This window comes from Pseudomonas sp. KH_046_1 (assembly GCF_057839025.1).
Genome location: NZ_CM174481.1, coordinates 5,307,613 through 5,324,662 on the forward strand (window position 1 = coordinate 5,307,613; position 17,050 = coordinate 5,324,662).

Annotated in this window: 16 protein-coding genes; 7 read left to right on the plus strand and 9 right to left on the minus strand. The window is 57.6% G+C overall.

The genetic code is table 11. The annotated features are described in order from the left end of the window. Window positions 1–75: 75 nt before the first annotated feature. The 5 genes from AC3IT9_RS24250 to rplM all read right to left on the minus strand — a co-directional run bounded on the left by AC3IT9_RS24250 (window position 76) and on the right by rplM (window position 3,766). The gene (locus AC3IT9_RS24250) at window positions 76–858 is read right to left on the minus strand and encodes a cytochrome c1 (RefSeq protein WP_150727962.1); all 783 of its coding nucleotides are present in this window, start codon (window positions 856–858) and stop codon (window positions 76–78) included. Further along, on the minus strand, window positions 858–2,069 hold the full coding sequence (locus AC3IT9_RS24255) for a cytochrome b (protein ID WP_150727963.1): 1,212 nt from the start codon (window positions 2,067–2,069) through the stop codon (window positions 858–860). Before AC3IT9_RS24255 ends, AC3IT9_RS24250 begins: the two co-directional genes overlap by 1 nt. Next, window positions 2,069–2,662, minus strand: a complete 594-nt coding sequence (gene petA / locus AC3IT9_RS24260; RefSeq protein WP_046041913.1) for a ubiquinol-cytochrome c reductase iron-sulfur subunit — start codon at window positions 2,660–2,662, stop codon at window positions 2,069–2,071. Before petA ends, AC3IT9_RS24255 begins: the two co-directional genes overlap by 1 nt. A 268-nt stretch (window positions 2,663–2,930) precedes the next feature. Next, window positions 2,931–3,323 (minus strand): 30S ribosomal protein S9, encoded by a 393-nt coding sequence (rpsI, locus tag AC3IT9_RS24265; RefSeq protein WP_003205364.1) that lies wholly within the window; start codon window positions 3,321–3,323, stop codon window positions 2,931–2,933. 14 nt (window positions 3,324–3,337) lie between these two features. Then, complete coding sequence (gene rplM / locus AC3IT9_RS24270; protein ID WP_007917032.1) at window positions 3,338–3,766, minus strand: 50S ribosomal protein L13; 429 nt, start codon at window positions 3,764–3,766, stop codon at window positions 3,338–3,340. A 245-nt stretch (window positions 3,767–4,011) separates the two neighbouring features. On the opposite strand from rplM, the gene AC3IT9_RS24275 reads away from it, so the two are divergent. Beyond that, entirely contained in the window at window positions 4,012–5,052 is a 1,041-nt protein-coding gene (locus tag AC3IT9_RS24275) for an NADP(H)-dependent aldo-keto reductase (RefSeq protein ID WP_489271199.1), read from the plus strand. 104 nt (window positions 5,053–5,156) lie between these two features. Here the strand turns inward: AC3IT9_RS24275 and AC3IT9_RS24280 are convergent, their stop codons facing one another. Next, window positions 5,157–6,293 (minus strand): acyl-CoA dehydrogenase family protein, encoded by a 1,137-nt coding sequence (locus AC3IT9_RS24280; protein WP_046041911.1) that lies wholly within the window; start codon window positions 6,291–6,293, stop codon window positions 5,157–5,159. A 221-nt stretch (window positions 6,294–6,514) separates the two neighbouring features. On the opposite strand from AC3IT9_RS24280, the gene AC3IT9_RS24285 reads away from it, so the two are divergent. The 5 genes from AC3IT9_RS24285 (at window position 6,515) to AC3IT9_RS24305 (ending at window position 12,947) form a co-directional block, all read left to right on the plus strand. Then, window positions 6,515–7,435: a GlxA family transcriptional regulator gene (locus AC3IT9_RS24285; protein WP_178120848.1), complete on the plus strand. Its 921-nt coding sequence runs from the start codon at window positions 6,515–6,517 to the stop codon at window positions 7,433–7,435. Between the two features lie 199 nt (window positions 7,436–7,634). Continuing rightward, window positions 7,635–9,581, plus strand: coding sequence for a flavin monoamine oxidase family protein (locus tag AC3IT9_RS24290; protein ID WP_150727966.1), 1,947 nt, complete (start codon window positions 7,635–7,637; stop codon window positions 9,579–9,581). A gap of 207 nt (window positions 9,582–9,788) precedes the next feature. Beyond that, a complete protein-coding gene (locus AC3IT9_RS24295; RefSeq protein WP_489271201.1) occupies window positions 9,789–10,676 on the plus strand; it encodes a nitrilase family protein in 888 nt (295 codons plus the stop codon). Between the two features lie 16 nt (window positions 10,677–10,692). Next, window positions 10,693–11,886 (plus strand): threonine/serine exporter family protein, encoded by a 1,194-nt coding sequence (locus tag AC3IT9_RS24300; RefSeq protein ID WP_150756206.1) that lies wholly within the window; start codon window positions 10,693–10,695, stop codon window positions 11,884–11,886. A 77-nt stretch (window positions 11,887–11,963) separates the two neighbouring features. Next, window positions 11,964–12,947, plus strand: coding sequence for an asparaginase (locus tag AC3IT9_RS24305; RefSeq protein WP_489271202.1), 984 nt, complete (start codon window positions 11,964–11,966; stop codon window positions 12,945–12,947). Window positions 12,948–13,037: 90 nt separating this feature from the next. On the opposite strand, the gene zapE is transcribed toward AC3IT9_RS24305, so the two are convergent. From zapE to AC3IT9_RS24320, 3 genes are all read right to left on the minus strand, one after another. Then, window positions 13,038–14,132, minus strand: coding sequence for a cell division protein ZapE (gene zapE / locus AC3IT9_RS24310; protein ID WP_095943473.1), 1,095 nt, complete (start codon window positions 14,130–14,132; stop codon window positions 13,038–13,040). A gap of 90 nt (window positions 14,133–14,222) precedes the next feature. Next, window positions 14,223–15,578, minus strand: coding sequence for a tryptophan--tRNA ligase (locus AC3IT9_RS24315; RefSeq protein ID WP_489271204.1), 1,356 nt, complete (start codon window positions 15,576–15,578; stop codon window positions 14,223–14,225). Between the two features lie 24 nt (window positions 15,579–15,602). Beyond that, on the minus strand, window positions 15,603–16,247 hold the full coding sequence (locus AC3IT9_RS24320; RefSeq protein ID WP_108228480.1) for an alpha/beta fold hydrolase: 645 nt from the start codon (window positions 16,245–16,247) through the stop codon (window positions 15,603–15,605). Between the two features lie 144 nt (window positions 16,248–16,391). Here AC3IT9_RS24320 and AC3IT9_RS24325 point away from each other — a divergent pair, with 144 nt between their 5' ends. Further along, a complete protein-coding gene (locus AC3IT9_RS24325; protein ID WP_008045970.1) occupies window positions 16,392–16,826 on the plus strand; it encodes a Z-ring associated ZapG family protein in 435 nt (144 codons plus the stop codon). Window positions 16,827–17,050: the final 224 nt, after the last annotated feature.

The window sequence follows — 17,050 nt, forward strand, 5'->3', positions numbered from 1 at the left end:
TGGATCACCAGTTTCGCTACATCTTCAGAGGCGCCCTTGGGCGCGCGCGATTAACAGCAATAGCTTGAAGCTTTATCAGTGCACGTCTTTCCAGTATTCGCGCTTGAGCAGGTAAGCGAAGACGAAGAAGAACGCCAGGTACAACAATACATACGTACCGATGCGCTGATGTTGCAGCTTAACCGGGTTAGCCGAGTAAGCCAGGAAGGTTACCAGATTCTTGACCTTCTCATCGAACTGCTCTTCAGTCAGAGCACCGCTTTTCGGCACGATGGTCAGTTGATCGCACGCCTCATGAGTCAATGGCGTGCCAGTCAACGGATCAAATTGCTTCTTGCCGTCTTCGACGATCTGAACCTGTTTGCAACCAACCACCTGGCGACCTTGCAGACCGGCCAGGACGTTAGGCATACCCACGTTCGGGAAGACCTTGTTGTTCACGCCCCATGGGCGCGAAGGATCTTCGTAGAACGACTTCAGGTAACCGTAGAGCCAGTCGGTGCCGCGAACACGGGCAACCAGGGTCAGGTCAGGCGGCGCTGCGCCAAACCAGGCCTTGGCGTCCGCTGGCTGCATGCCGATGCTCATGTGGTCGCCGATCTTGGCGCCAGTGAACACCAGCTTCTCCAGCATCAACTCATGGGGAATGCCCAGGTCATCGGCAACACGCTCATAGCGTTGGAACTTGGCACTGTGGCAACCCATGCAGTAGTTGGCGAACGTACGTGCACCGTCCTGCATGGCTGCGTTATCGGAAACGTCGATGTCGACTTTTTCCAGCTCGGGACCACCGTGTTCTGCTGCGAAAGCGAACACCGGCAGCGCAGCAAGCATCAATACAGCAAATAGTTTTTTCATCAGCCAGTCACCCTTTCCGGAACCGGTTTGGTCTTCTCGAGCCTGGTGTAGAACGGCATCAGAATGAAGTAGGCGAAGTACAGGAAGGTACATACCTGCGACAACAGCGTACGGCCTGGAGTCGGAGCCAGAACACCCAGCACGCCCAGGATCACGAACGAGATGCAGAACACCCAGAGCCAGATCTTGCTCAGCCAGCCCTTGTAGCGCATCGACTTGACCGGGCTACGGTCCAGCCACGGCAGGACGAACAGCACAGCAATGGCCGCGCCCATGGCGATCACACCCAGGAGCTTGTCCGGAATCGCACGCAAGATGGCGTAGAACGGGGTGAAGTACCAGACCGGAGCGATGTGCTCTGGGGTCTTGAAGGCGTTCGCCACTTCAAAGTTCGGCTTTTCGAGGAAGTAGCCGCCCATTTCCGGGAAGAAGAACACGATCGAGCAGAAGATGAACAGGAACACCACCACGCCGACGATATCTTTCACGGTGTAGTACGGGTGGAAGGCAATGCCGTCCAGCGGTATGCCGTTTTCGTCCTTGTGTTTCTTGATGTCCACGCCGTCCGGGTTGTTCGAACCGACTTCGTGCAACGCCAGGATGTGCAACACCACCAGACCCAGGATAACGATCGGCAGGGCAACCACATGCAGGGCGAAGAAGCGGTTCAGGGTAATACCGGAAATCAGGTAGTCACCACGAATCCACTGGGTCAGGTCGTTACCAATGACCGGGATCGCACCGAACAGCGAGATGATCACCTGGGCCCCCCAGTACGACATCTGGCCCCACGGCAGCAGGTAACCCATGAAGGCTTCGGCCATCAGCGCCAGGTAGATCAGCATGCCGAAGACCCACACCAGCTCACGCGGCTTCTGGTACGAACCGTAGAGCAGGCCACGGAACATGTGCAGATAGACCACGATGAAGAACGCCGAAGCGCCGGTGGAGTGCAGCAGACGCAGGATCGAGCCGTACTCGACGTCACGCATGATGTATTCGACGGAAGCGAACGCCTCTTCCGCCGACGGGTTGTAGCTCATGGTCAGCCAGACACCGGTAACGATCTGGTTGACCAGAACGAGCAATGCCAGGGAACCAAAGAAGTAGAAGAAGTTGAAGTTCTTCGGAGCGTAATACTTGCTGAGATGGTCTTCCCACATCTTGGTGGCGGGAAAGCGCGCATCAACCCAATCCATGAACTTGCTCATCACGCTTTCTCCGTATCGACGCCAATGATAATAATTTCATCGGTCTCATAGGAATGCGGGGGAACTGGCAGGTTCAAAGGCGCAGGCTGCGACTTGTAGACGCGACCAGCCAGATCGTAGTGGGAACCATGGCAAGGGCAGAAATAGCCGCCTACCCAGTCTTTACCCAGATCCGCAGGTGCCACTTCGGGACGGAAGGTCGGCGAGCAACCCAGGTGCGTGCAGATACCGATCAGCAGCAGGACCTCAGGCTTGATCGAACGGGTTTCCGGATCAACGTAAGTCGGTTGTGTCGAGTTCTTGGAGGTCGGGTCAGCGAGCTGGCCCTCGATCTTCTTCAGATTCCCCAGGATTTCCTGTGTACGGCGGACGATGAATACCGGCTGGCCGCGCCACTCAGCAATCATCTGCTGGCCTGGCTCGATTTTGCTGACATTCACTTTCACCGGTGCACCTGCGGCTTTCGCCTTGGCACTGGGAAACCATGACCCCACGAACGGGACCGCAGCCCCCACCGCTCCTGCAGCACCCACCACGGATGTGGCTGCTACCAAGAAGCGACGCCGGCCTGCATTCACGCCGTCATTGCTCATTCAGTCCTCTCCCATCAGCTTTGTGGCCTGTTAAATCAGGCATCTACTAAGTAAAACTATGTACTTATAAAAATTTTGCCGAATGGTAATGAAAAGCCCCAATTCTGACAAGGTAATTACCCGAGCCCATCACCCCCAAGCCTTGTAGTATAGGGCGTCTGCGGATGTGGCAAGTTGTCACAGCGCAATTCTTTGATAAATCGAAGACACAAAAAAACGCCCAGCTCCGCGAGGAAACTGGGCGTTCTTTTTTGAACGTGAAAGCGAATTAACGCTTCGAGTACTGCGGACGCTTACGCGCTTTACGCAGACCGACTTTCTTACGTTCAACTTCACGAGCATCGCGGGTTACGAAGCCAGCTTTACGCAGGGCGCCGCGCAGAGTCTCGTCGTAATCCATCAGAGCACGAGTGATGCCGTGGCGGATTGCGCCAGCCTGACCACTCACACCACCGCCGATCACGGTGACGTAGATGTCGAACTTCTCGACAGTCTCAGTCAATTCCAGCGGCTGACGAACTACCATGCGGGCAGTTTCGCGGCCGAAGAAATTATCCAGCGAACGGTTGTTGATGGAGATGTTACCAGTACCCGGACGCAGGAAAACGCGTGCGGTTGCGGTCTTGCGACGGCCAGTGCCGTAATTTTGAGTCGCCGACATAATGTACTATTCCGTTAAAACTTCAGTTCTTGGGGCTGCTGAGCAGTATGTGGGTGTGCAGCGCCCGCATAGACTTTCAGCTTACGGTACATGTCGCGACCCAGCGGGTTCTTAGGCAGCATGCCTTTGACCGCGGTCTCGATCACGCGCTCAGGGGCCTTGGCGATCAGCTTTTCAAAGTTGATCGACTTGATGCCGCCCGGGAAACCGGAGTGGGAGTAGTACATTTTGTCAGTGGTTTTAGCACCGGTAACACGAATCTGCTCAGCGTTGATTACGACGATGTAGTCGCCGGTGTCAACGTGAGGAGTGTACTCAGGCTTGTGCTTGCCACGCAGACGGCTCGCGATTTCGGTGGCCAGACGACCCAGGGTCTGACCAGCAGCGTCGACGACAAACCAGTCGCGCTTTACTGTTTCTGGTTTAGCAGTAAAAGTTTTCATTCTTTATAGCCTCAGGGGCCGCCCTGTAAATTAGACGGCGGATCTTACTGAATAGTGCGTACTTTGACAAGTCAAAGGCAGCCGGATACAGACGCTTTCGGGGGCTCGGGTCGGCGCGTCCGTTCAACGGCAAGATTCTTCGGCGGCGGCGCATCACTTCCACTGCAGAAAGAGGTGCGCAATTATGCAGATTGCGAAAAATAATTCAACCTGCTTTTATGATTGTTTTGCCCAAGGAGCACCCGATGGACTATCGCCAGCTAGGCCGAACCAATCTGAACGTGAGTGCCCTCTGCCTCGGAACCATGACCTGGGGCGAGCAAAACAGCGAGGCAGACGCCTTCGCCCAGATTGAGCGGGCCAAGCGTGCCGGGATCAACTTCATCGACACCGCCGAGATGTACCCGGTACCACCCAAGGCCGAAACCTACGCCACCACCGAACGCTACATCGGCAATTATTTCAAAAGCCGCGGTGATCGCGCCGACTGGATCCTCGCCAGCAAGATCGCCGGCCCCGGCAACACCATCGACTACATCCGCGACAAAAACCTGCGCCACAACCGCCAGCACATCACCGAAGCGGTGGACGCCAGCCTCCAGCGCCTGCAGACCGACTACATCGACCTTTACCAACTGCACTGGCCGGAGCGCAGCACCAACTTCTTCGGGCAGCTGGGCTACAAGCACAAGATCGAAGCCAACCTGACTCCGCTGGAGGACACCCTCGAAGCGCTGGACGAGCAGGTCCGCGCCGGCAAGATCCGCCACATCGGCCTGTCCAACGAGACGCCTTGGGGCACCATGCGCTTCCTGGCCCTGGCCGAAGTCCGAGGCTGGCCGCGCGCCGTGTCGATCCAGAACCCGTACAACCTGCTCAACCGCAGCTTCGAAGTCGGCCTGGCGGAAATCGCCATCCGCGAGCAATGCGGCCTGCTCGCCTATTCGCCGCTGGCGTTCGGTTTCCTGTCAGGCAAGTACGAAGGTGGCGCCCGCCCGCCAAAAGGTCGCCTGAGCCTCTACAGTCGCTTCAGCCGCTATTTCAACCCGCAGTCGGAAGCCGCCTGCAGCCGTTACGTGGCCCTGGCTCGCCAGCACGGTCTGGACCCGGCGCAAATGGCCCTGGCGTTCGTGACGCAGCAGCCGTTCGTGACCAGCAACATCATTGGCGCGACGACGATGGAGCAACTGGAGAGCAACATCGCCAGTTTTGATCTGAAACTGTCGGAGGAAGTACTGGAAGGGATCGAGGCGATTCACAAGGACCATCCGAATCCCGCACCTTGATTGATTCATAGGCCCCATCGCGAGCAGGCTCGCTCCCACAGGTTACGGTGATCTCCTGTGGGAGCGAGCCTGCTCGCGATGACGATCTGACAATCACTGCCGAGTCAAAGTGACCGCGCAATAATCTCCTTCATGATTTCATTGGTGCCGGCATAGATCCGCTGCACCCGTGCATCCGCCCACGCCCGGGCGATCGGGTACTCCCACATGAACCCGTAACCACCGTGCAACTGCACACACTCATCGAGCACCTTGCATTGCAGGTCGGTGCCCCAGTACTTGGCCATCGCCGCCGTCGGCACGTCGAGCTTGCCTTGCAGATGCAGCTCCAGGCAGCGGTCGACAAAGACCCGGCCGATCTGGATTTCCGTGGCCATCTCCGCCAGCTTGAACCGAGTATTCTGGAAATCCGCGATCGATTTGCCGAACGCCTTGCGCTCGCGGGTGTAGTCCAGCGTCCATTGCAGCGCCGCTTCGGCTGACGCGAGCCCGCCAATGGCCACGGTAAGGCGCTCCTGGGGCAACTCCTGCATCAGGTAAGCAAAGCCCATCCCGGCCTGGCCCAGCAGGTTTTCCTTGGGCACACGCACGTCCTGGAAGAACAGCTCCGAGGTGTCCTGGGCTTTCATCCCGACCTTCTCAAGGCGCTTGCCCTTGTCGAAGCCCGGCGTATTGGCTTCCACCAGAAACAGACTGGTGCCCTTCGCACCAGCCTTCGGATCGGTCTTGGCGACGACGATCACCAGATCGGCCAGGTAGCCATTGGTGATAAAGGTCTTGGAGCCGTTGATCACGTATTCATCGCCATCGAGCACGGCCGTGGTTTTCACCCCTTGTAAATCGGAACCGGCGCCCGGTTCGGTCATGGCGATCGCGGTAACCATCTCGCCGGACACCAGTTTCGGCAGGTATTTGTGCTTCAGCGCCTCACTGCCGTAATGCAGGATGTAAGGCGCCACGATGTCCGAGTGCAGGGAAAAACCGATGCCAGTCAGGCCCAGTCGCCCCACCTCTTCGATCACCACCGCGCTGTAGAGAAAGTCCGCCCCCAGGCCTCCATATTCTTCCGGCAGGTGCGAGCAAAGCATCCCCGCCTCCCCCGCCTTGTTCCACAGTTTGCGGTCGATATAGCCTTGTTTTTCCCATTGCCCGTGGAACGGCACCGCCTCTTTTTCGAGAAACGTCCGCACGCTGTCGCGGAAAAGCTCGTGCTCGGAACTGAACAGGGTTCTGGGGATCATGCGGCACCTTTTCTTTGTTTTTAGAAGGAGTTGACCTTCAGAGACTAAGCCTCGCTTCCGATACAGGACACTGGACACATCCGACAAAAAATAAGACGATCCAGCCGTCTGGTGACCACTTCCCCCTATAAAAATAAAGTTGAATTATGTCTAACCAAGCCTCCACGCCATTACGGCGCGTCAGCATCCTGGCCATCGACCGGGTTTTCGCTTCCACCCTCATGCAAGCCAAGGATTTCTTCCACCTCGCCAGCCTGCGCTACGGCAAACAGCTGGGCCAGGGCCTGACGCCGGCGTTCGAAACCCGTCTGGTCAGCCCCGACGGCAAACCGGTCAACACCTTCAGCGATGTGATGATTCCGGTGGATGGCGGGCTGGAAAACGCCGACATCATCGTTCTTCCCGCGTTCTGGGACGATTTCGACAGCCTCTGCAAACGTTACCCGCAAGTCCTGCCCTGGCTGCGCCAGCAACATGCGCGCGGCGCCGTACTGTGCGGCGAAGCCACCGGTGTTTTCTGGCTGGCCGAAGCCGGGCTGCTCAATGGCAAGGAAGCGACCACCTACTGGCGCTTCTTCAATGCCTTCGCCGAACGCTTCCCCCAGGTCCAGCTCAATCAGGACAAACACCTGACCGACGCCGATAACCTGTACTGCGCCGGCGGCACCACCTCGGCCTGCGACCTGTACATTTACCTGATCGAGCGTTTCTGCGGCGCCAACGTGTCCCAGGCCGTAGCCCGGGACATCCTCTATGAAGTGCAGCGCAGCTATTCACCGGGACGGATTGGATTCGGCGGGCAGAAGCTGCACCAGGACGTGATCATCCTGCAGATCCAGCATTGGCTCGAAGAACACTTCGCCGACAAGTTCCGCTTCGAAGACGTCGCCCGCGAACACGGCATGAGCATCCGCAACTTCATGCGCCGCTTCCAGACCGCCACCGGTGACAAGCCACTGCATTACCTGCAACGCCTGCGCATCGAAACCGCCAAGGGCTTGCTGTCCGGCAGCCGCAAGAGCATCAAGACCATCAGCTACGAAGTCGGTTACGACGATGCGAGCTTCTTCGCCCGGTTGTTCCGCCAGCACACGGAGTTGTCGCCGAACCAGTATCGGCAGCAGTTTCAGCAGGCTGCATAGCCAAACACCAACCGAATGTGGGAGCGAGCCTGCTCGCTTCCACATAGAATCTTGCGCCGGCCACGCAGTTCTTTTCGCCATGCATTTTCCTACGCAAAAAACGGAATACAGAGCGACGGAGAACCCAACCCGGCCCACAGACGCAGCCCCTTAAAAACTTCAACATCTTCCCCGCAAACACCATCAGGGAAGATCAACCATGACTATCGGATCAAGCTACAACTACCCTTCATACATCGCCAAGGAGGCCGCCCGAACAAAGCGCTCGGCTAAAAACAAATGGGCGGCTCGCTTTCCCAATCCGCCGGATTTGTGCTTTGACTATCGTGCACTGGTAGAACAGGAAAACGGCATCGCCAGGGCAACTGACCCGCAACATAAAATCTGCATCATCGGCGCCGGCGTCACAGGCTTGACCGCCGCCAGAGAACTCTATCGCTGCGGCTTTACCCACATCACTCTCATCGAACAATCCAGACGCATCGGTGGCAGGCATCTGACCGTTCCCGGTAGCCGAAACTCGGCAGAAAGCCATACACCGTTTGAAATGGGCGCCATGCGCATGCCCTTCTTCAACCGGGCGGATGAGCCACCGACAGAAGGTCGGTCGCTAATGGCTTACTACGCCAATCAATTTGAACTGGCGTTTTCAGACTTCGCCAACCCCGGTAGCCAATGGGTTAACTCGACAGGCATCTATCTCCGGGAGGGCAGCATGGGCGGCGGATCGGCGCCGCAAATGTTGATATGGAAAAACGAAGACGGCGTCACACCACCTCCCGGCGATGAATTGCAAAAGGTTTATGCCAAGTGGAAAGCCTTTGCCGATCGCATGACCCGCCACGTTGCTGAGCTCTATGCGAGCCAGGAATGGGAAGCCATATGGGCTTCTATCGTTGAAAAATACGAGAGTGTCTCGTTCCGCGACCTGGTCAGCATGCCAGCACTGGAAGCTTGGGATGGCCGCTCACCCGGGGATTTCGGCGGAATGGGAATGTCTGCGCAAGAGTCCGCAATTTTTTACGCGATAGGTATAGGTGACGGTAGCTGGGGAGCTTTTTACGACGTCTGCTGCCTCTACCCTCTGCGTACCGCGATTTTCGGTTTCAGCAGCCAATTGCAACTGATCCATGGTCGAGTGGACTCAAACGGCGATCCACTGGATTCGCCCTACCTGAATAGCGAAGCCGTTTTTGACTCAATGGGGCAGAGTTTCGACAGGCCCCGCTACATCGGCCTCGCCGCTTTGGACGAATGCCTGCTGTTTGTGAAAACCGACGAAACCGGAAAGTCCATCTACGAACATTGCCTCGAAAGAAGCAATGGGCTTCTCACCGACTCATCCGTCACAAAACTGGAAAAGCTGCCCAATCAAAAAATACGCGTCTATTACAACTGGAAACACAGTCAACCCGAGCAAATCCAGGAGCAATTTGATGACTTTGACTCGGTCATCATGACACTACCCTCCTGGCTGATTGAAACTCGAATCAAGCTCGAAAATTTCACCCGGGAGATGCTGCCTTTCGAGACGATTAACGCCTACAAAACCGCACACTGGGAAACTAGCTGCAAAGTGTTTGCACCGCTGAAAAAATCATTTCTCTCGAAAAACAAAAACATCCCGCAAGCCATCGTAACCGACAGTTTTATCCACGATGTCTATACCTACCGCTACAACGACAATTACAGCTATGACTGCATCCTGCTGAGTTATACCTGGGAAGATGACGCAACCAAGCTCGCCTCATTCAGCGATAAGGAGCTGGTATCAAAATGCGCCGAAGAGCTGGATCGCATACTCATGAACTCTGCCAACGTCCAGGAAAAAATCTCTCCCTACATCGGCATTGATCAAGCGGTTGTTCAGCGCTGGATCACTGATGAAAATGCTCTGGGTTGTGCCAAGCTTTACCGACCGGGCACCTACTACGATGCCGTCGGCCTGATGAAATACAACCGGGACTTTGCTCATGTATCAGGCTTGTATTTGTCCGGCGAGTCATTTTCCGTCGATGCCGGTTGGACGGAGCCATGTTTTCGCGGTGCTGTCGATGCAGTGATTCATATCTGCAACAAAACCGCCGCGACCTTCAATGGCGGATTCTCCTTGAGCGACTACCCGCACTATCAAGTCAAAATCTGATCACATCCCCGTTTTAGAGCCATGCACGCAATACATGGCTCTACCTCTCGCGTCGGCTACCCATTGCCATCAAACATCACTCCGATCCATTTTCGGACAAGGACTACGACCTAAACGGAAATAGCTGACTTACACCCCATTCCTGATTCCCCTCTTATACACACGCCATTTAACAGTTTGAAAAACAATAAAAAGAGGAACGACGGAATGACTGAGCCAACAAGCCCTGTCCGTGTAGCAGTCGTGCAATTCGATCCACAAGTCGGCGTCGAGAAATGTGTAGGTAATCTGCGTCGCAGCCTGGAATTGGCGCTTGAAGCGGTAAACGGCGGTGCGAATCTCATCGTTCTGCCCGAGCTTTCCAATACTGGCTATTTCTTCAGTAATCGACAGGATGCCTTCGCCCACGCAGAAGTGGTTCCCGACGGGCCAAGCGTGCAGTGCTGGATCGACTTCGCCCGCGAACACAACGTTTACCTCGTGGCCGGTCTGGCCGAACGCGACGGCATGCGACTCTTCAACACCGGCGTTCTGGTGGGACCAGACGGTTTTATCGGCAAGTACCGCAAAGCCCATTTGTGGAATCTGGAGAAGCTCTGGTTCACCCCCGGCGACCTGGGTTTCCCGGTTTTCGACACACCGATCGGCCGCATCGGGCTGTTGATCTGCTGGGACATCTGGTTCCCGGAAGTGCCACGGATCCTCGCCCAGCAAGGCGCAGACATCATTTGCAGCCTGAACAACTGGGTCTGGACACCGCCGCCGCTGTTCGACGATGCCGGTAAGTGCATGGCGTCGTATCTGACGATGACCGCCGCTCACGTCAACAACGTGTTTATCGCTGCCGCCAGCCGGATCGGCGAGGAGCGCGGCGCGCGCTACCTGGGTTGCTCGTTGATTGCCGGAACCAACGGCTGGCCGATTGGCGCCGTGGCTTCGGCAGACAGGCAGGAAATCCTGTTTGCCGATATTGACCTGACCAGCTCCCGCAGTGCGCCCATCTGGAACAACCTGAACGATCTGCATCGCGATCGCCGAGCCGATCTTTACGATCAGATGCTCGGCTACACCCAACACCCTTGCCTCCCACGTTGATCAGGAGGCCTATCCCATGGAAGTTACAACCGACAAAAACCAACCATCGCGCAAATCACCGATTGATACAGCCGTCGTCCTGCTAATGATCGGCGCGACACTGCTGATCGCCTGGCTTTCTTTCAGCAACCGGACTTTCTGGGGAGCGCATTGGCCAGGTTACGGCGACATGGTATCGCTGCTACCCGAACCGAGTGCCTGGTTGCGTTGGGTGTTAGGCGACATCAGCGAGGTGGCTTTCTACAAGCACGAGTTCGCCTCGATTGGCCTGCTGGCGGGCGCTTATCTGGCTTACTGGGCGAATCGAACGGGGAAATCCTGGCAAGGGTTTGCCATCTCCTATGGAACGGGACTTTGGCCCTGGCTGGTCACCAGTTCGTTGCTCGGGCTGCTGCTGAGCAATCTGCTGTGGGGCTGGACGGTGACAGCCACAACCTGGCAACCCACATTCGTTGCATTCGTCTCGCTGCCAGCGGCGATGGTGCTGATGTTTGGCGGAGGCTGGAGGGTCACGATCAACGGCGCACTCATGGGCGCCGTACTCGTCACACCAATGTGCCTGCTGATCGTCAACTACGTGTGCCAACCGCTGGCCTTGCCTGCAGTGATTGGCAATGTGCTGGGCATGGCGGTTGCCAGTGTCCTGGCGTTTCTGTTTTGCCGCTATTGGCCGAACCTGGTGAAATCCAGGTCATCGCAAACGCCACCCGCCTCGATTGCCACCGCCAAGGCGCCTGACTATGGCGTCATCTGGAGCCTGCGTCGGATTCTGGCGGACTTTTCCGAAGCACCGTTCTTCGGCAATGAGCTGGCCAGCCTTGGCCTGATACTGGGTGCATTGCTGGCGTACAGCTTGAACCCTTCAAGCCCCGCGTACGGATCGGGCCTGTTGCTGCACATCATCGGCGCGCAGGCATTGGCCTCGGCCATTGGCGTGCTGATCTGGCGTCGACAATGGATGTTGCGCGGCTGGTATCCCACTTACATCCCGCTGGTTTCAGTGGTGCCCGCGGCGATCCTGGCCTATGGCGGCAGCTGGCAGATTATCGTCTCAAGTGCACTACTGGGGGCATTACTCGCACCACCGCTGGCCTGTGTGATTGCCAGGAAATTACCGGCCGACATGCACGCCTACATCGCCAATGTACTGTCGATGGCCATCAGCACACTGCTGATCGTGCCGCTGATCGGTTTTTTGATCGCTGATTAATGCCCCAGCCATTCGGCTGTATCGCAGCCTCACAAGCGGATACAGCCACTTTTCATTACAAACAAGCGAGGTATCCCATGGACCTGCCCAAACTGTCCATCGCGGCACTTGGCGGCACGGTAAGCATGCAAGCGAGCAATGCCGGTGAAGGCGTCATCCCGACCGTCAGCGGCGAAGCCCTGCTGACTTCCATACCGGAACTGACGACACTGGCCGGAGTGACCGTCGAGACCCTCGGCCTGCTGCCCAGTGCGTCCCTGGATTTCGAGTTTTTGCTGAACGTATTGTCCTGGGCTGAGTTTCAGGTCAAACAGGGCGCCGTTGGGGTCGTGATAACCCAGGGCACCGACACCCTCGAAGAAGCCGCGGTGTTTTTGGATTACCTGTGGCCCTACGACACCCCCTTGGTGCTGACCGGTGCCATGCGTTCCGCAGCGCAGCCAGGTGCCGATGGACCGGCCAATCTTCTGGATGCATGTCGCGTTGCCTTGTCGCAGAACAGCCGGCAGCGCGGTGTCCAGGTCGTGATGAACGGACAGATTCATCAAGCGTGCAGCGTACGCAAAACCGATTCGCTGGCATTGCAGGCGTTTTCCTCTCCGGTCGTGGGGCCCGTGGGCCTACTGTTGGAAGACCGTGTTCACTACCTGCGCCCGCCGGGGCCGCGCACGGTGTTACCGTTGCCGCAACAGACCACACAGAAGGTTGCGCTGCTTGAGGCCTCACTTTCGGCCGACACCCTGCTACTGGAAAATATTCTCGCACTCGATTACGACGGGCTGGTGATCGGCGGTTTCGGCGCCGGCCACATCTCGCAGCGCTGGGCGACAATGATTGAGCATATTGCCGAACGAATCCCCGTGATCATTGCGACCCGAACCGGCTCCGGCTCCACCTCACGTGCCTCTTACGGTTTTGGCGGTGGTGAAATGGACTTGATCCGCAAGGGGGCATCGATGGCGGGCTTTCTATGTCCGCGAAAAGCCAGAATTCTGCTCTGGCTGCTGCTTGGTTGCCAACGGCAGCACGAGCTTGCGCAGTATCTCAACGAAGACATTTGACTTCAAAACAATGTACAAACCTGTGGACGGAGGATTTACGCTGACAAAAAAGGCCTGCAATCGCAGGCCTTTTTTATTTTCCGAATCGTCCTACGGCTTGTGCGCCCGGGCCAGGAATTCGTGGGATTGCATTTCCAGCAGTCGGCTGAGGGTACGCTGGAACTCGAAGTTCAGGCGGCCACCTGTGTACAGGTCTTTAAGCTCGACTTCGGCGGAAATGATCAGCTTCACGTTACGGTCGTAGAACTCATCGACCATGTTGATGAAGCGTCGGGCGATGTCGTCGGTGGTGACGCTCATCTGCTCGACATCGCTGAGCAGCACGGCGTGGAAGATCTTGCCCAGTTCGATGTAGTCGTTCTGGCTGCGCGGGCCGTCGCACAGTTCACGGAAGTTGAACCAGGCCACGTCATCGCAGGTGCGCAGGGCACGAATTTCACGGTTTTCGATCATTAGCACGTCATTTTCGACCGCCGCCGTGCATTCCGGCGTCAGCGCACGGAAGCTCTTGCGCAGGCTTTCGTTGGCGGCTTCATCGAGTGGATAGTGGAACAGTTCGGCTTGTTCGAGGTGACGCAGACGATAGTCGACGCCGCTGTCGACGTTGACGATCTCGGTATTCTGCTTGATCAGCGCGATGGCCGGCAGGAAGCGCGCGCGTTGCAGACCGTCCTTGTACAGGCCGTCCGGCACGATGTTCGAAGTCGCGACCAGGGTCACGCCATTCTTGAACAGTTCTTCCATCAGGGTGCCAAGGATCATGGCGTCGGTGATGTCGGAAACGAAGAATTCATCGAAGCAGATGACCCGGGCTTCGGTGGCGAAACGCTTGGCGATGATGGTCAGCGGGTTTTTCTCACCGCCCAGGGTTTTCATCTCTTCGTGCACGCGCTTCATGAAGCGGTGGAAGTGCGTACGGGTCTTTTCCTTGAAGGGCAGTGCTTCGAAGAAGGTATCCACCAGGTAAGTCTTGCCGCGACCTACGCCGCCCCAGAAATACAGGCCCTTGACCGGGGTCTGATCCTTCTTGCCAAACAACTTGCCCAGCAGGCCCGGCTTGTTTTGCTCGGCCGCGACCAGGTCGTCGTACAGGCGCTGCAAATGACGCACGGCAGTTTCCTGTGCAGCGTCATGGAAGAATTCCGGGCGTTTCAGATCAGCTTGATATCGTTCTAGGGGCGTCATAATTCGTTAGCAAGGCAACAAAAACGGGCCGACACTGTAGCGACGGCCCCGAGGAATGGCAATCGGCCCTTGGTCGGGCCGAACCGTTGTTTATTCCTGAACTGGCGTCAGGGCGATACGCAAGGCTTCGATAGCCGCGTCGCGTGCGGCGCTGTCGGCGAAGGCCGGGCTGTCGGCAACGCACTGGCCTTCCAGCCAGACGCTGAAGCCCAGGTCTTCACTGCGCACGTCCAGATCCTGGCCCGCTTGCAGCTGCTTGGTCACTTGCCCTGCAGTTTTACCGTCGGCGAAGTTGCGCGACAGCAGCAGTTGTTCGCCATCGGCCGCCAGCAGACGGAAGCGGAAACTGCCGTCGTCTTCACGGAAGCTGACAAAACGTGCAGCCTTCACGGCTTTCTTCTTGGTGGTCGCCGCCACTTGAGCTTGGGCAACGAAGGAGCGCAGGCCCACCGCTTCACGCAGTTCGTCGAGGAAGGGTGTCGCTACCGAACGGGCCTTTTTCGCGCCGTGTTGCAGGATGTCTTCCAGATCCGCCGGGCGCTCGATCAGCTGGTTATAACGCTCGCGGGATTCGCCCAGTTCGTTGTCGAGCAACTGGAACAGACGATTCTTCGCCTCACCCCAACCCAGGCCCTGTAACAGTTCGCTGCGGAACTCGTCGGCCTGCGCCGGAGTGGCGAACGCCTGGAACAGAGTGAACAGGTGCGAGTTGTCCGGATCCTTGGCTTCGCCCGGCGCGCGGGAGTCGGTGACGATCCGCGAAATCGCGTCCTTCATCTCTTTGGCGCTGCTGAACAGTGGGATGGTGTTGTCGTAGCTCTTCGACATCTTGCGGCCATCCAGGCCCGGCAACGTGGCGACGCTCTCTTCGATCAACGCCTCGGGCATGGTGAAGAACTCTTTGCCCTGGCCAAACAGATGGTTGAAGCGCTGGCCGATGTCCCGCGCCATTTCCACGTGCTGGATCTGGTCACGACCGACCGGCACCTTGTGCGCATTGAACATCAAGATGTCTGCGGCCATCAGCACCGGGTAGCTGTACAGGCCCATGGTGATGCCGGCGTCGGGGTCTTCACCGGTCTCGACGTTCTTGTCCACCGAAGCCTTGTAGGCGTGGGCGCGATTGAGCAGGCCCTTGGCGGCAACGCAGGTCAGCAGCCAGGTCAGTTCGGGGATTTCCGGAATGTCGGACTGGCGGTAGAAAGTCACGCGGTCGACATCCAGGCCACCGGCCAGCCAGGTCGCAGCGATTTCCAGACGCGAGCGCTGGATGCGCAGCGGGTCATCGCACTTGATCAGGGCGTGGTAGTCGGCCAGGAAGTAGAACGAATCGGCATTGCTGTCACGGCTGGCGACGATCGCCGGGCGGATGGCGCCAGCGTAGTTGCCCAGGTGCGGTGTGCCGGTGGTGGTGATGCCGGTGAGGATACGGGTACGAGTCGTCATGGGTAATCGCTTGTCAGACTGCAATCAATTCGAGAGACGCGGCAGGATCAGATCCTTGAGATCGGTCAGCTTGCCATGAAAAAAGTGTCCGCATTCTGCCACTTTCAGCAGCTCATGGGGGCGTTCGAGCTTGTCGGACCATTGGTAAACGACTTGTGGATCGATCACTTCGTCGGTTTCCGGCTGGATCAGGGTCAGTTCGCCCTGTTGCGGCAGCTGATCCTGATCGCCCAGGCGCATGACCGCCGGCGCGACCATGAACAGGTGCTTGATTTGCTCGCCCTTGGCCTCAAGGCGCCCGCCGAGACTTGCGGCAACAAAACCGCCGAAGGAAAAACCGAACAAGGTCAGCGGCAATTCCGGGTGTCTGGCGCGAAACCATTCGGCGACAGCCTGGGCATCATCGACTTCGCCGGTGCCCATATCATGTGTACCTTCACTGGCGCCGACACCACGGTAGTTGAAACGCAAGGTGATCAAACCCGCATCGCGCGCGGTGCGCTGCAGGGTCGAGACCACTTTGTTGAGCATGGTGCCGCCCTGCACCGGGTTCGGATGGCAGATGAGCGCCAGGCCACGTGGCTGCTCGTTGTCCAGACTGTTGTTTTCCAGAAGCAGTGCTTCCAGTTGACCCACCGGGCCATCAATCACTACAGGGGTTTCACGCATAAGCAAGGAAGGAACTCCGTGACCTCGGATCGGGTCGACTCGTCTAGCAAATTGTCTGTGGCTGTCTATTGCGAGTGAATCGCGGTATACAGCGCAGGTTCGAGCCGTTAACGTAAAGCAAAGCCGTTTATAGAGGAAGGACTCGTGGAACACTCGCTCTTAGTTTGGTTGTTACCGACTCTTGCCCTGGTTGTGGGTGTCGCCATTGGGTTCCTGATCGCTCGCGTTGCACCGAACGCCGCGCCCAGCCGCACGCAGCGTCAGCTGGACGATATTCAGGAACGTTTCGACAGTTATCAGAATGAGGTGGTGACCCACTTCAACAGCACCGCGACACTGGTCAAGAAACTGACTCAGAGCTATCAGGAAGTGCAGGACCATCTCGCCGAGGGCGCCAACCGCCTGGCCCTGGACGAACAGACTCGCCAACGCCTGCTGGCCTCCCTGCACGCCGATGCGGCGCAGGCACCTCGTGAACGCCTGACGCCACCGCGCGATCAGGAGCCGCCGCGCGACTACGCACCGAAAGCCCCGAACTCGCCGGGCATGCTCGATGAGCATTATGGCCTGAAGAAGTAATCAGCTTTCGCGCATGGCAAAAAGCCCCCGGACAATCACTTGTCCGGGGGCTTTTTTTGTTTCTGCGTTCTTCGTTGCCTGTACTGGCCCCATCGCGAGCAGGCTCGCTCCCACAATTGATCTTCAGCGGACACAACCTCTACGACCAAAGGAGATCCCCTGTGGGAGCGAGCCTGCTCGCGAAGGGGCCAAAACTGACGACACAAAAAAACCGCTCGACCCCC

Bases quoted from the DNA above. Each gene is read 5' to 3' on its own strand.
- AC3IT9_RS24290 (WP_150727966.1), top strand. From the start codon at position 7,635: ATGACTATCGGATCAAGCTACAACTACCCTTCATACATCGCCAAGGAG.
- AC3IT9_RS24315 (WP_489271204.1), bottom strand. From the start codon at position 15,578: ATGACGACTCGTACCCGTATCCTCACCGGCATCACCACCACCGGCACA.
- AC3IT9_RS24250 (WP_150727962.1), bottom strand. From the start codon at position 858: ATGAAAAAACTATTTGCTGTATTGATGCTTGCTGCGCTGCCGGTGTTC.
- AC3IT9_RS24320 (WP_108228480.1), bottom strand. From the start codon at position 16,247: ATGCGTGAAACCCCTGTAGTGATTGATGGCCCGGTGGGTCAACTGGAA.
- rpsI (WP_003205364.1), bottom strand. From the start codon at position 3,323: ATGTCGGCGACTCAAAATTACGGCACTGGCCGTCGCAAGACCGCAACC.
- AC3IT9_RS24275 (WP_489271199.1), top strand. From the start codon at position 4,012: ATGGACTATCGCCAGCTAGGCCGAACCAATCTGAACGTGAGTGCCCTC.
- AC3IT9_RS24300 (WP_150756206.1), top strand. From the start codon at position 10,693: ATGGAAGTTACAACCGACAAAAACCAACCATCGCGCAAATCACCGATT.
- AC3IT9_RS24280 (WP_046041911.1), bottom strand. From the start codon at position 6,293: ATGATCCCCAGAACCCTGTTCAGTTCCGAGCACGAGCTTTTCCGCGAC.
- rplM (WP_007917032.1), bottom strand. From the start codon at position 3,766: ATGAAAACTTTTACTGCTAAACCAGAAACAGTAAAGCGCGACTGGTTT.
- AC3IT9_RS24255 (WP_150727963.1), bottom strand. From the start codon at position 2,069: ATGAGCAAGTTCATGGATTGGGTTGATGCGCGCTTTCCCGCCACCAAG.
- petA (WP_046041913.1), bottom strand. From the start codon at position 2,662: ATGAGCAATGACGGCGTGAATGCAGGCCGGCGTCGCTTCTTGGTAGCA.
- AC3IT9_RS24295 (WP_489271201.1), top strand. From the start codon at position 9,789: ATGACTGAGCCAACAAGCCCTGTCCGTGTAGCAGTCGTGCAATTCGAT.
- AC3IT9_RS24285 (WP_178120848.1), top strand. From the start codon at position 6,515: ATGCAAGCCAAGGATTTCTTCCACCTCGCCAGCCTGCGCTACGGCAAA.
- zapE (WP_095943473.1), bottom strand. From the start codon at position 14,132: ATGACGCCCCTAGAACGATATCAAGCTGATCTGAAACGCCCGGAATTC.
- AC3IT9_RS24305 (WP_489271202.1), top strand. From the start codon at position 11,964: ATGGACCTGCCCAAACTGTCCATCGCGGCACTTGGCGGCACGGTAAGC.